This window comes from Enterobacteriaceae bacterium Kacie_13 (assembly GCA_013457415.1).
In the GTDB taxonomy this organism is placed as follows: domain Bacteria; phylum Pseudomonadota; class Gammaproteobacteria; order Enterobacterales; family Enterobacteriaceae; genus Rahnella.
Window position 1 is genome coordinate 4,019,458 of record CP045665.1, and the last position, 13,583, is coordinate 4,033,040.

A 13,583-nucleotide genomic window follows, 5' to 3' on the forward strand; every position below is an offset into this window, starting at 1 on the left:
TCTAAAAAAAGCCCCGCACGGTTTCCCGTCGGGGCTTTTTTTAGTTTTAAACTGCTGAAAATCAGGCAATAAAGACGAAATAGACTGCCAGCGCAACGAAGAAGCGGTAAATCGCGAACGGAATAAACGAGATACGCTTAATCACGGCCAGGAAGGTTTTGATAGCAAACAATGCGACGATGAACGCGGTGATAAATCCGGTCGCGAACATCGGCAAATCAGCCATGCTCAGAAAGCTGTAGCTTTTATAAAGATCCAGCGCCGTGGCACCCAGCATCATCGGCACGGCCAGCAGGAAAGAGAATTCAGACGCAGCAAAACGGCTGACACCCAGCAACATCCCGCCACCGATCGTCGCCCCGGAACGGGAGAATCCCGGCCATAACGCCAGACACTGGAACATACCAATCAGGAAGGCCTGCGTATAGGTCATATCATCCAGACCTTCTGCACGCGGTTTTTTCGGTTTTAGCAACTCGGCGGCGATCAGTAAAAAGCCTCCGACCACCAGCGCATACATCACGTTTTTCGGCTCGAATAGTGATTTGATTTGCGAATGCAGCAGCAAACCCAACACCGTCGCAGGGATCATACCCAAAATAATATGCAGTAAGTTCAGACGGCGGGTTCCCGTGCCTTCATGAACCGGTGGTTTGCCAAAATGCAGGCCAATCATGCCGAACAAACGACGCCAGAACATCACAACAACCGCCAGAATGGAACCCAGCTGGATGATCACTTCGAACGATTTGGCTTTATCCCCGGTGAACCCTAAAAGGTTACCCACGATGATCATATGCCCGGTAGAGGAAACCGGTAAAAACTCGGTCAGCCCTTCCACCACTCCCATAATTACGGCAACCAGCAAAGAATGACTTTCAGCGATCATTAGTTTACCCAATCCTAATAGTGGCCCGCATGCGGGCAAAATATGCTGCAAAACAGACAATAAAAAAGCGACATCATGCTGAGCCGCTTCAATCAAGCGAAACCGGCGACCCGGCTTCTACTTGTAATGCTTCTTTATGACAATCAATAGACAAGCTGATTCTGAATTCTATCCATTAGCGAAATTAAAAACGTTGGCCGCGCTCAATGATCACCCCAACGTTCGCAGCCTGCGCCACGGCGCCGGGCTTGCTGAGCTTGATCCGCACCCATGGCGAGTTAAACCGCGTCATAAGCAGCGTTGCGACTTCTTCCGCCACCCGCTCAACCAGCGCAAAATTCTGCGTGGAGACGTGCTCAATGACGGCATCACTGACATCGGCATAGCTTAAACAGTCATTCACATCATCGCTGGAAGCCGACTTGCGGTTATCCCACGCCAGTTCGATATCGAACACCAGTTTCTGTTTAATGGTCTGTTCCCAATCGTAGGCACCAATAGTAGTGATTACATTTAGTTGCTCAATAAATACGATATCCATCACGCGATTCTCTGTTTTTGGCCAAGCCGGATACCACTTCCAGCAGAAAATGCGTATTATCCATGTATGTTGCGATTAAAACGACCCTTATTAGACGGAACGGCTTTATGAGTGCTACCGCGCTTGGAATGATTATTTTCGCCTACCTTTGCGGCTCGATTTCCAGTGCGATTCTGGTCTGCCGGGTAGCCCGTTTGCCTGATCCGCGCACGGCGGGTTCCTGCAATCCCGGCGCGACGAACGTGTTGCGCCTGGGTGGACGTCTGGCGGCGGCCGCAGTTCTGATCTTTGACGTGCTCAAAGGGATGCTGCCGGTCTGGCTGGCCTATCGTCTCAACATTCCGCCGATGTATCTTGGCCTCACTGCCATCGCGGCCTGCCTTGGCCATATCTATCCGGTCTTCTTCCGCTTTAAAGGCGGCAAGGGCGTGGCGACGGCATTCGGTGCTATCGCACCTATCGGCTGGGACTTAACCGGTCTGATGACCGGCACATGGCTGCTGACGGTACTTCTAAGCGGCTACTCTTCGCTGGGTGCGATCGTCAGCGCGCTCATCGCCCCGTTTTACGTCTGGTGGTTCAAACCCGAATTCACCTTCCCGGTAGCTATGCTTTCCTGCCTTATCTTGTTGCGTCACCATGACAATATCCAGCGTCTGTGGCGAGGCCAGGAAGGGAAAATCTGGGATAAGCTGAAAAAAAAACGTAAGGCAGAGAAAGAAGATAAAGCCGGGTAGCGCCAGATTTCAGACAAAAAAAACGACCTCATTGAAGGTCGTTTTTTTATACGCTTTACATGACGAGTCTGACTGAACGGGGCCAGGCGTAAGGTCAGACAGGCGGCAGCTCAGCCAGAGGCCATCTTGGTCGCACGGTAACGCCTAAATCCGCCGTCGCACCCGTTTTCAGCCGCACCATGCCCGCATACGCAATCATCGCGCCATTATCGGTGCAGAATTCAGGGCGGGCGTAGAAAACTTCGCCGCCACGCTTCGTCATCATTTCGGCTAATTTCGCGCGCAATGTGCGGTTGGCGCTGACTCCGCCAGCCATCACCAGCCGTTTAAAGCCGGTTTGGTCCAGCGCACGTTTGCATTTAATGGCCAGCGTATCCACGACTGCATCTTCAAACGCACGCGCGATGTCCGCGTGAGTTTGCGCGTCGCTGTCATTGCCACGAATGGTGTTCGCTGCAAAGGTTTTCAGACCGGAAAAACTGAAATCCAACCCAGGACGATCGGTCATCGGACGCGGGAACGTAAAACGCCCGGCGGTGCCCTGCGATGCCATTTTCGATAGCAACGGGCCGCCCGGATAATCCAGACCTAATAATTTGGCGGTTTTATCGAAAGCTTCGCCGGCGGCGTCATCGATGGATTCGCCGAGCAGAGTGTATTCACCGATGCCAGTGACGCTGATTAATTGTGTATGACCGCCGGAAACCAGCAACGCAACAAACGGGAAATCTGGCGGATTATCTTCCAGCATGGGTGCCAGCAGATGCCCTTCCATATGGTGAACCGGCACCGCCGGAACATCCCAGGCAAACGCCAGAGAGCGACCGATAGTGGCACCGACCAGCAACGCGCCGACCAGACCGGGACCCGCGGTATAAGCCACCCCGTCAATATCCTGCGCGGTCAGCCCGGCTTCTTTCAGCGCGGCCTGAATCAGGGGTATTGTTTTACGTACGTGGTCGCGCGAGGCCAGTTCTGGCACCACACCGCCATAATCTGCATGCAGTTTTACCTGACTATACAGTTGGTTAGCTAATAGACCAGCTTCGCTGTCATAAACTGCAATTCCGGTTTCATCGCAGGACGTTTCAATACCCAGTACTCGCATCACTCTTTCCGTCATTGTTTGGCGCTCACTCGCGGCGCGCAGTTTAGCACACAAGCGCGCGCAGGCGCTGCACCGGCGATGGAATTCCTGCCACTTTACTAATCATCGTCACGACCAATTAATGTCGAGCAATTTAGGTTGATTGGTATATAATCGCCGCCCGACGCAAAAGCGAGCGCACGATGTTGCAGAAGGGTTGCATAGAGCACCCGTTTCAATTTGCCGTTATGCTTTACAAGGCAACGCGAATTGGAGTAAAATTCCGCACCATTTTGAAATGTGCTGGTACAACATCAGCAAACAAACCGATTTTATCGAGGTGAGAGGCACATGCCTGTAATTAAAGTACGTGAAAACGAGCCGTTCGACGTAGCTCTGCGTCGCTTCAAACGTTCCTGCGAAAAAGCAGGTGTATTAGCCGAAGTTCGTCGTCGTGAGTTCTATGAAAAACCGACTACAGAACGTAAACGCGCTAAAGCATCTGCAGTAAAACGCCACGCCAAGAAACTGGCTCGCGAAAACGCACGTCGCACTCGTCTGTATTAATCTTCGGGGGCAACCCCAAATCGCGTGATTTGCAATATTAAGAACGCGCAGACTGCGTAGTAGCATACGAAGGCCGTGCTTTCCGAAAGGGATGCGCGGCTTGTTCTCGTTTATAGGCTAGTGAGTAAGGGGCTTATGGCTGGGAGAATTCCGCGCGTATTTATCAATGACTTGCTGGCTCGTATCGATATCGTCGATTTGATCGACGCTCGGGTAAAGCTCAAGAAACAAGGTAAAAATTATCACGCGTGCTGCCCTTTCCACCATGAGAAAACACCCTCATTTACCGTAAATGGCGATAAGCAGTTTTATCACTGTTTTGGCTGTGGTGCCCACGGCAATGCCGTCGATTTCCTGATGAACTATGACAGGCTTGAGTTTGTCGAAAGCATTGAGGAACTCGCGACAATGCAGGGTTTGGAAGTGCCGTACGAAGCAGGCACCGGTCCGACCCAGATGGAGCGTCATCAGCGTCAAAGCCTCTACCAGTTGATGGCCCCGCTCAGCGAGTTCTATCAACAGTCACTTAAACAACCCGCAGGTGCCCCCGCACGGGATTATCTTGCCCAGCGTGGTTTAAGTGCCGACGTCATCCAACATTTTGCCATCGGTTTCGCCCCGCCGGGTTGGGACAACGCCCTGAAGCGTTTTGGTAAAAATGCTGATGACAAAGCATCACTGATTGACGCCGGTATGTTGGTCACCAATGACAACGGACGCAGCTATGATCGCTTCCGCGAACGGGTTATGTTCCCGATCCGCGACAAGCGTGGCCGCGTTATTGCATTTGGTGGCAGAGTTTTGGGTGACGGCACCCCGAAATATCTCAACTCACCGGAAACTGAAATTTTCCATAAAGGCCGCCAGCTGTATGGCCTTTATGAAGCACAGTTGAAACACCCTAACCCGACGCGCTTGCTGGTGGTTGAAGGGTATATGGACGTCGTGGCACTGGCGCAGTTCGGCATCGATTATGCCGTCGCGTCACTGGGAACCTCCACGACGGCCGACCATATTCAGTTGATGTTCCGCAGCACAGATAACGTCGTTTGTTGTTATGACGGCGACCGCGCGGGACGTGAGGCGGCATGGCGTGCGCTGGAGACGGCTCTGCCTTATCTCAATGATGGCCGCCAGCTTCGGTTTATGTTTTTACCCGACGGCGAAGATCCGGACACGCTGGTACGACAGGAAGGCAAAGAAGCCTTCGAACAGAGAATGGAGCAGGCAATGCCGCTTTCCACTTTCCTGTTTGATTCGCTGATGCCGCAGGTGGATTTGAGCAGCCCCGACGGGCGAACCAAACTCAGCATGCTGGCATTGCCGCTGATTCGTCAGGTCCCGGGTGAGACGTTGCGGATGTATTTGCGTCAGCAGTTAGGGAACAAGCTCGGTATTTTGGATGACAGCCAGCTCGAAAAGCTGATGCCCAAACATGCAGAGAATGGCAATACCTACCAGGCACCCCAGCTAAAACGCACAACCATGCGTATACTTATAGGGTTACTGGTACAAAACCCACAACTGGCTACACTTATACCCTCGCTACAAGGTTTGGAGCAAGCGAAGCAACCGGGACTGGATTTGTTCAGTGAGTTAGTGACCACTTGCTTAGCCCAGCCGGGGCTGACTACCGGCCAGTTACTTGAACTTTATCGCGACAATAAGTTCTACCAACAGCTTGAAACTCTGGCGACATGGAACCACATGATCGTAGAGGACATGGTCGAAGAGGAATTTCGTGCCACGCTCGCCAGCCTGTATGACTCAATCTTAGAGCAACGGCTTGAAACCTTAATTGCCAAAGCCAGGACGCACGGCCTGAGCCCGGAGGAACGCACAGAAGTCAGTTCCCTGAATCAGGTGTTAGCGAGAAAGAACTAAAAAATAAGAACATATAGATAGCGCTTGAAGCGTTATCTCAGGAACACGGCTTAAGTGCCGATATATAGCGGGGCATGGCCCTGCGCAGAGCCGCCCTGGTGGGCCGCGGCACAATAAACGCCCCTAACGTTATTGTTGGCGATATCACCCGACCGACACGAACCCAAATACTCTGAAGTGTGGATACCGTCTTATGGAGCAAAACCCGCAGTCACAGCTTAAGCTACTTGTCACCCGTGGTAAGGAGCAAGGCTATCTGACCTTTGCTGAGGTCAATGACCATCTGCCGGAAGATATCGTCGACTCCGACCAGATCGAAGACATCATCCAGATGATTAACGACATGGGCATCCAGGTTCTTGAAGAAGCACCGGACGCCGATGATTTGATGCTGGCCGAAAACCGCCCTGACACTGATGAAGATGCTGCAGAAGCAGCGGCTCAGGTGCTTTCCAGCGTTGAATCTGAAATTGGCCGTACCACCGACCCTGTGCGTATGTATATGCGCGAAATGGGTACCGTTGAACTCCTGACCCGTGAAGGCGAAATCGATATCGCCAAACGTATCGAAGACGGTATCAATCAGGTCCAGTGCTCCGTTGCTGAATACCCTGAAGCTATCACCTATTTGTTAGAGCAATATGACCGTGTGGAAGCAGGCGAAGCACGTCTGTCTGATCTGATCACCGGTTTTGTTGACCCGAATGCCGAAGAAGAAATCGCACCGACTGCGACTCACGTGGGTTCTGAACTGACCACTGAAGAGCAAAACGATACCGACGACGATGAAGAAGACGACGACGATGCTGAAGACGACAACAGCATCGACCCGGAACTGGCGCGTCAGAAGTTCACCGATCTGCGTGAGCAACATGAAGCCACCCGTGCCGTTATCAAGAAAAATGGCCGTAGCCACAAAAGCGCCGCAGAAGAAATTCTGAAGCTGTCCGATGTGTTTAAGCAATTCCGTCTGGTACCAAAACAGTTCGATTTCCTGGTTAACAGTATGCGCTCCATGATGGATCGCGTCCGTACTCAGGAACGTCTGATCATGAAAGTGTGCGTTGAACAGTGCAAAATGCCGAAGAAAAACTTCGTCAATCTGTTCGCCGGTAACGAAACCAGCAGTACCTGGTTTGATGCCGCTCTGGCAATGGGTAAACCATGGTCTGAAAAGCTAAAAGAAGTCACTGAAGACGTACAGCGCGGCCTGATGAAACTGCGTCAGATCGAAGAAGAAACTGGCCTGACTATCGAGCAGGTAAAAGACATCAACCGTCGCATGTCGATCGGCGAAGCGAAAGCCCGTCGCGCGAAGAAAGAGATGGTTGAAGCAAACTTGCGTCTGGTTATTTCTATCGCTAAGAAATACACCAACCGTGGCTTGCAGTTCCTTGATCTGATTCAGGAAGGTAACATCGGCCTGATGAAAGCCGTTGATAAGTTTGAATATCGCCGTGGTTATAAGTTCTCTACTTATGCGACCTGGTGGATCCGTCAGGCTATCACCCGCTCCATCGCCGACCAGGCACGTACCATCCGTATTCCGGTGCATATGATTGAGACCATCAACAAGCTCAACCGTATTTCACGCCAGATGCTGCAAGAGATGGGCCGTGAGCCAACGCCGGAAGAGCTGGCTGAACGCATGCTGATGCCGGAAGACAAAATCCGTAAAGTGTTGAAAATTGCTAAAGAGCCTATCTCCATGGAAACGCCAATCGGCGACGATGAAGATTCGCATCTGGGTGATTTTATCGAGGATACAACCCTCGAGCTGCCACTGGATTCTGCGACCTCTGAAAGCCTGCGTTCTGCAACGCATGATGTTCTGGCTGGCCTGACCGCACGTGAAGCGAAAGTTCTGCGTATGCGTTTCGGTATCGACATGAACACTGACCACACTCTGGAAGAAGTGGGCAAACAGTTCGACGTCACCCGTGAACGTATCCGTCAGATCGAAGCCAAAGCGTTGCGTAAACTGCGCCACCCAAGCCGCTCCGAAGTGCTGCGCAGCTTCCTCGACGACTAGTCGTCCTGAAGTTTCCGGCTCTTAAAAAGTCCCGCCTTTCTCTGGAAATGGCGGGTTTTTTTTATTCTGCGAATTCGTATTTTCAGGTAATCAGGTAATTAGCGCGTCATATAATTCGCGATAAGCTGCTACCAGCTCTTCGAGTTTCGCCCGATTCAATCCACTCGGATTGGGCAATACCCAAACCTCAGTCCTGCCGATTGTCAGCGCCTGGCGCCCCCAGTTCACTTTGCTGATACCAAACGCTTTACTGAACGCCTGTTTGCCCAGCACTGCCAGCGCCCGCGGCTGATAGCGCTCGATCTTCTCCGTCAGCGCCGCCCCACCTTCGCGCAATTCATCGCGTACCAGTTCAGTTGCTTCCACCGTAGGACGTTCCACCAGCATAGTGATGCCACAGCCCGTATCCAGCAAATGCTGCTCTTCTTCGGGTTTCTGCAGGCGTTCAGTAAAGCCCGCCTGATGGATCACTTTCCAGAAACGGTTATTGGCATTGGCAAAATGATAGCCGTGATGCGCCGTCGATAAACCGGGATTGATACCACAAAACACCACGGTCAGATCCTCATCAATGATATCGGTAATCATAATCTTGCCCTGAGACGTATTTACGGAAGCTATTATTAAAAAGTGTAGCGATCACAATACCCTGCAACTGTGCACAAAACGCGCATACAAACCGAACACATATAGACCTGTCAGTAGAGTTTACCGTATAATCCCGCACCTCGGCCCTTTAGCTCAGTTGGTTAGAGCACGCGACTCATAATCGCTTGGTCGCTGGTTCAAGTCCAGCAAGGGCCACCAAATTTTAGCTTTAGATTCAAATAATTAAGCCACTTCTCGCGAAGTGGCTTTTTTGTTTCTATTTTCCGTGGCGATGAAATGGCGATGCATTTTCACGAGTGGCGATTCTCTTAACCGGTTCCTCCTTTCCTTTTTAGCGAAAATGCAAAAAAAACTCTTTGACGGTAAACACCTGAACCGTGGCGGCGCGGCTTGCTACATCGCCAAATACATCGCAAAGAATATCGACGGTTACGTGCTGGAAGGCGAGATGGCCGCCAATACGCAGAACGCAACCAGATAGCCCTAGGCTGCAAAAAAACTTAACCCGGGTCATCCAAGCATAATCTTAATCATCCCTCGGTAAAGGATACGATGTAAGGCAAGTTCTTCTGCCATAACTACTTATTGGTTTTCGAGGCATCTTCCTGTTTAACCTGTTCCATCCAGCCTTCCAGTGACCATAGACAGGTTGCGGATTCAACTCCAGGAACATCAAGCAATGCCAGACGTGTTTCATTATAAATACGCATCATTTCTTCCTGAGGCTGATTTAACGGTGAAACACAGGATAGAACGCTTCCTTGCTGATGCTTATATTTGTGCTTATCGAGTATGGCGAGAGTGTTCAATGCCTCTTTAGCATTTGGGGCAATAGCATAATAAAGTGCTTCGGAGAGCTGTTCTGCCTGTTGCTGATTGATCACCGGCGCTAAATCCGGTGCTAAAGATATCCACTCATTTTGACCGCTGGAAATATTATCAAGTGCGGTTTTCCAATCATCGGATGATATTTTTTCAGAGAATTCAGCTTCGCCATATTTTTGGATTTCACTGCGTAATTTTTGCGGAGTAGCCGCAGCAAAAGCCATCACAGGAAACAATAAAAGTGCAGTACAAATCTTCATCTGACGACCTCAAGAGATTCAGAAGACCCTCGGATTTGGTGACGCACTGATGGTGGCAGGATAATACAGCCCTCAGATGCGAAACCTGATGGCCCGTGCGTTCTTTCACCATGAATTCGAAATAGGCTCCTGCCAAAAGAATCGCCAGATGTTTGGTGAAGTTCTATGGTCATTGGGCCTTTAGACGCTGTCGTGGATCCAATTCGGTAAGTCCCACGCGGTAGAGGTCCCATACCTCTAACATGTTGGCGGTCAGGATTGTTTTTGTTGGTCAAAACGCCGGAATAACCTTGTCCAACAAGCACACCATCGTGGAACATTTCACCGGTACTTTGTTTATATGTCCAAACCATTTTCACATATCCTTATGCAGTAGCGCGTTCGTTCCAGCTATCAGAATGTTGAATGTTTCCATCCAAATATTTCCACGTGATTTTTTCATATCGCAATTCAACGTATTCCAAGTGGTTTCTTTTTTCGCCATACGCAGATTTAATATCGTGCATCATTGGAATAATCCCAATAATTTTTACGTTTTCTAAAAGGGTATTAAAATATTCCACTTCCTGCCCAGCATCATTGATACGATAGTATTTTATTTCAGCAGATTTGAGCGTCTGCCCGGTGCATAAAGCTTTGTAGATATAGGGGGTCGATGAATCAATTTCCTTATCGAAAGTAAACGGTGCATGAATCCGGGTGCCAGTCGGCTTCCCAGTATTGTTGTCATTGGGGATTGAAACGTCATGCGTAAAACCTACTATCTCAATGCTCCCCTCACGTCCCCGGACATCAACAGAACCTTTAATGTCTGCTCCGCCGTCATCCTTTAACCATAAATATGCTGGTATCGCCATTGTTAACACCTCCTTATGTTTTGTATGGAAAACATACACTCAAAAAACCACTTTAACAATATGGACTTTACTGCAAGGCAGGGATTGTCTATTTTGCAGGCAAGACATTCGGGTGGTAGAGTGTGGTAGAGAAACAATACTGACCCTGTTAGCATCGTTAAATTATGCCTATCAACCGGCGCACGCTGGTCAGAGGCCGAGGAATTGAGTAAAAGCCAGGTCACGAAATACAAAGTCACTTACACAAAAACCAAAGGCCGAAAAAATAAAACCATTCCAATCAGTGAAAGCCTTCATGGCTCTTTGCCGGAAGTAAAGAAAGGGAGACTATTCAAAAATTGCTACGGTGCTTTCCGTTCCGCTCTGGAACGTACAGATATTGAATTGCCCGCTGGTCAGCTAACTCACGTCCTGCGCCACACTTTCGCATCTCACTTTATGATGAATGGTGGGAATATATTGGTTTTGCAAAGAGTTCTTGGTCACACTGATATCAAAATGACTATGCGTTATGCTCATTTCGCGCCTGAGTAGTTAGAAGAGGCTTTAAGGTTAAACCCATTATCTTAGCATAAATCCATAAAAAGGAATTTCTGATGGCACTTATAAGATCTGAACATGAACTAGAATTGGCCAAAGAATTGTTAGATGACATTGAGCTTTCTAGAATTGATACTGGAGTATTATTTCTCAAGGCAGCTAGGTTAGCTAGATTGTGTGGAAGTGAAGAATTTCAAAAATGGATAGGCTTTGAAATGACCGGTTACACCAGTCAAGACCCTATTTCACTAAAATATATGGGTCGAACAGGCCGATGGACTGACAAGGAAAAACTTGAGGGATATTGGGCACCACTAGCACAGCAAGAATCAATTATCGACGCTCATAAGCTTAAATTGCAATCCTTAAGCATTCCCAATATTAGTGGGATCAATCATGGGGGAGTTATTTTAAGAGATTATTATAATAAGACATCGAGTATTGCCACAGTTATATCAACGCGAACGGGAATAAAATCTAAAGCACTAGGTATATTACATGGTTTCATTTCCCATATCTATTATGAAAAGGAACTAGACTATTTAGCAACATCCATATTTGATTCATATAAAAAAGAAGTTGATGATCTAATATCTAATCACTGCAATGATGTTCTTCAACAAATTCCATCTGTGGTAAATAGGTTATCTGAAGGAGAAGACGAATCGATCAGCCAAGCTTTAACAACTGTTAGAAGAATAATAGACAGCTTTGCCGATTCAATATTCCCCCCTAGCGATGGAAATTATCAAATTGGCGGTAATAGTTTATCACTGGACGCTGCAAAACACCTTAATAGACTGAATGTTTTCATACATCAGAGAATAGAAAGCAAAAGCCGAAAAGATAAACTTAGGCAAAATCTTGCAAATTTATATTCTAGAGTCTCCGCAGGTGTACACTCAGATGTTACGGCTGAAGAAGCAAAGTCACTTTTCCTTAATTGTTACTTGTTACTTGGCGAAATTTTGCACATTAGCAAGCTAAATAAATTATCCGAGGAATGATACTTTTGCAGGACATAATTCACTTCATAAAATGGCGATAAAGTGGCGATCCAAATGGAGTAGACGGGCATTCCATGGCAATTCATGTCTTGCCATGTCACTGTATTAAAAGGTAAATTACTGTTTTATATAGCATTCAGTTGATACTCATAATCGCTTGGTCGCTGGTTCAAGTCCAGCAAGATCCACCAAATTTTAGCTTTAGATTCAAATAATTAAGCCACTTCTCGCGAAGTGGCTTTTTTATTAGTTGAGGATAATGGCGCTAAAGTGTCGCTCCAGATTTACAACACGCCCTGCGCCAGCATCGCATCGGCAACTTTTACGAAGCCAGCGATGTTTGCGCCACGCACATATTGCGTCTGCTGACTTTCTCCGCCGTATTCCACGCAGGACTGATGGATGTCCAACATGATGTGGCGTAAGCGTGCATCGACTTCATCGGCTTTCCAGCTCAGACGTGCTGCGTTCTGCGCCATCTCCAGGCCGGATGTTGCCACTCCCCCGGCATTCGCTGCTTTACCTGGCGCAAACAGCACACCAGCGTCGATAAACAGATCCGTTGCTTCAATGGTCGTCGGCATATTCGCGCCTTCGGCCACGGCTTTCACGCCATTCGCGATAAGCAAACGAGCAGCGTCGGCATCCAGCTCATTTTGCGTCGCACAAGGCAGCGCGATATCCACCGGTACGCCCCATGGCTGCTGGCCTTCCAGATACTGAAGCCCCATTTTTTGCGCGTAATCTGCTACGCGTCCATCGCGGCTGGCTTTGATTTCCGTCAGCAGCGCCAATTTTTCAGGGGTAAAACCGGCTTCATCGACCACGGTACCGTTGGAGTCAGAGGCGGTAATCACACGCGCGCCAAGCGACATGGCTTTTTCGATCGCGTATTGGGCGACGTTACCTGAGCCGGAAACTGCGACGCGCATGCCTTCGAAATCCAAACCGTGACGTTTGAGCATCGACTCGGTGAAATAGATCAGGCCGTATCCGGTAGCCTCGGGGCGGATCAGGCTGCCGCCAAACGACAATCCTTTACCGGTGAACACGCTGGCGGTGTTGTTGGAAAGCTTTTTCATCATGCCCGCCATGTAACCGACTTCACGCCCGCCGACACCGATATCGCCAGCAGGAACGTCAGTGTCCGGCCCGAGATGACGATACAGTTCAAGCATCAGCGCCTGGCAGAAGCGCATGATCTCGCCTTCGCTTTTGCCTTTCGGATTGAAGTCACTGCCGCCTTTCCCGCCGCCCATCGGCAACGTGGTCAGCGCATTTTTAAAAGTCTGCTCGAAACCGAGGAATTTGAGGATCGAAAGATTGACCGATGGGTGAAAACGCATGCCACCTTTGTAAGGGCCGATGGCCGAGCTGAACTGCACGCGCCAGCCACGGTTCACCTGCACCTGATTTTTATCATCTACCCACGCGATACGGAACTGAATAACTCGCTCTGGCTCAACCAGACGCTCAAGTAAAGCAGAACGACGGTACTGCGGATTTTGTTCGAGGAACGGCCATAATGTTGTCATGACTTCACGTACGGCCTGAGAGAATTCGACCTGATGCGGATCACGCTGCTGAGCTGAGGATAAGAACTGTTCGAGGGATTGAATCTGATCCATTGACTAAAAACTCCGTTTCTAAGTGATGTTGTTTTTGCTTTTGACGACTTAATTATTTACTGCTTATTTTTTGACTATGCATCGACTTACAAACGAACATCAAGGAATTTTTCGTCCCTG

14 protein-coding genes, 1 tRNA gene and 1 pseudogene are annotated in these 13,583 nt (G+C 49.2%); 8 read left to right on the plus strand and 8 right to left on the minus strand.

What is annotated here, in order from left to right; translation table 11 throughout:
* Positions 1-61 precede the first annotated feature (61 nt).
* Together GE278_18375 and folB are read right to left on the minus strand one after the other, a co-directional pair.
* Positions 62-886, minus strand: coding sequence for an undecaprenyl-diphosphate phosphatase (locus GE278_18375; GenBank protein QLK63340.1), 825 nt, complete (start codon positions 884-886; stop codon positions 62-64).
* Positions 887-1,073: 187 nt separating this feature from the next.
* Positions 1,074-1,430: a bifunctional dihydroneopterin aldolase/7,8-dihydroneopterin epimerase gene (folB, locus tag GE278_18380; protein ID QLK62605.1), complete on the minus strand. Its 357-nt coding sequence runs from the start codon at positions 1,428-1,430 to the stop codon at positions 1,074-1,076.
* Positions 1,431-1,537: 107 nt separating this feature from the next.
* On the opposite strand from folB, the gene plsY reads away from it, so the two are divergent.
* Positions 1,538-2,167: a glycerol-3-phosphate 1-O-acyltransferase PlsY gene (gene plsY, locus GE278_18385; GenBank protein ID QLK62606.1), complete on the plus strand. Its 630-nt coding sequence runs from the start codon at positions 1,538-1,540 to the stop codon at positions 2,165-2,167.
* Between the two features lie 94 nt (positions 2,168-2,261).
* Here plsY and tsaD read toward each other — a convergent pair whose 3' ends face one another.
* Entirely contained in the window at positions 2,262-3,275 is a 1,014-nt protein-coding gene (tsaD, locus tag GE278_18390; protein ID QLK62607.1) for a tRNA (adenosine(37)-N6)-threonylcarbamoyltransferase complex transferase subunit TsaD, read from the minus strand.
* A 330-nt stretch (positions 3,276-3,605) separates the two neighbouring features.
* Here tsaD and rpsU point away from each other — a divergent pair, with 330 nt between their 5' ends.
* The 3 genes from rpsU (at position 3,606) to rpoD (ending at position 7,737) form a co-directional block, all read left to right on the plus strand.
* The gene (rpsU, locus tag GE278_18395) at positions 3,606-3,821 is read left to right on the plus strand and encodes a 30S ribosomal protein S21 (protein ID QLK62608.1); all 216 of its coding nucleotides are present in this window, start codon (positions 3,606-3,608) and stop codon (positions 3,819-3,821) included.
* Between the two features lie 135 nt (positions 3,822-3,956).
* Positions 3,957-5,705, plus strand: a complete 1,749-nt coding sequence (gene dnaG / locus GE278_18400) for a DNA primase (protein ID QLK62609.1) — start codon at positions 3,957-3,959, stop codon at positions 5,703-5,705.
* Between the two features lie 193 nt (positions 5,706-5,898).
* Positions 5,899-7,737, plus strand: a complete 1,839-nt coding sequence (gene rpoD, locus GE278_18405) for an RNA polymerase sigma factor RpoD (GenBank protein QLK62610.1) — start codon at positions 5,899-5,901, stop codon at positions 7,735-7,737.
* A gap of 90 nt (positions 7,738-7,827) precedes the next feature.
* On the opposite strand, the gene GE278_18410 is transcribed toward rpoD, so the two are convergent.
* Positions 7,828-8,325 (minus strand): G/U mismatch-specific DNA glycosylase, encoded by a 498-nt coding sequence (locus GE278_18410; GenBank protein QLK62611.1) that lies wholly within the window; start codon positions 8,323-8,325, stop codon positions 7,828-7,830.
* Positions 8,326-8,467: 142 nt separating this feature from the next.
* Between GE278_18410 and GE278_18415 the strand changes: the two genes are divergently transcribed.
* Together GE278_18415 and GE278_18420 are read left to right on the plus strand one after the other, a co-directional pair.
* A tRNA-Ile gene (locus tag GE278_18415) sits at positions 8,468-8,544 on the plus strand.
* A 73-nt stretch (positions 8,545-8,617) separates the two neighbouring features.
* Positions 8,618-8,827 carry a hypothetical protein gene (locus tag GE278_18420; protein QLK63341.1) on the plus strand — a complete coding sequence of 70 codons (210 nt, stop codon included), beginning with the start codon at positions 8,618-8,620 and terminating at the stop codon, positions 8,825-8,827.
* 97 nt (positions 8,828-8,924) lie between these two features.
* On the opposite strand, the gene GE278_18425 is transcribed toward GE278_18420, so the two are convergent.
* Genes GE278_18425 through hcp form a run of 3 tightly spaced genes read right to left on the minus strand, consistent with a single transcriptional unit; the run spans position 8,925 to position 10,288 of the window.
* Entirely contained in the window at positions 8,925-9,431 is a 507-nt protein-coding gene (locus tag GE278_18425; GenBank protein ID QLK62612.1) for a hypothetical protein, read from the minus strand.
* Complete coding sequence (locus tag GE278_18430; protein ID QLK62613.1) at positions 9,428-9,784, minus strand: DUF2778 domain-containing protein; 357 nt, start codon at positions 9,782-9,784, stop codon at positions 9,428-9,430. The genes GE278_18425 and GE278_18430 overlap by 4 nt, the downstream gene beginning before the upstream one ends.
* Before the next feature lie 12 nt (positions 9,785-9,796).
* Positions 9,797-10,288, minus strand: coding sequence for a type VI secretion system tube protein Hcp (gene hcp / locus GE278_18435; protein ID QLK62614.1), 492 nt, complete (start codon positions 10,286-10,288; stop codon positions 9,797-9,799).
* A 132-nt stretch (positions 10,289-10,420) separates the two neighbouring features.
* Between hcp and GE278_18440 the strand changes: the two are divergent.
* A pseudogene (locus GE278_18440) lies at positions 10,421-10,822 on the plus strand (tyrosine-type recombinase/integrase).
* A 62-nt stretch (positions 10,823-10,884) separates the two neighbouring features.
* On the plus strand, positions 10,885-11,835 hold the full coding sequence (locus tag GE278_18445) for a hypothetical protein (protein QLK62615.1): 951 nt from the start codon (positions 10,885-10,887) through the stop codon (positions 11,833-11,835).
* A 284-nt stretch (positions 11,836-12,119) separates the two neighbouring features.
* On the opposite strand, the gene GE278_18450 is transcribed toward GE278_18445, so the two are convergent.
* Positions 12,120-13,463: an NADP-specific glutamate dehydrogenase gene (locus GE278_18450; protein QLK62616.1), complete on the minus strand. Its 1,344-nt coding sequence runs from the start codon at positions 13,461-13,463 to the stop codon at positions 12,120-12,122.
* Between the last annotated feature and the right edge of the window lie 120 nt (positions 13,464-13,583).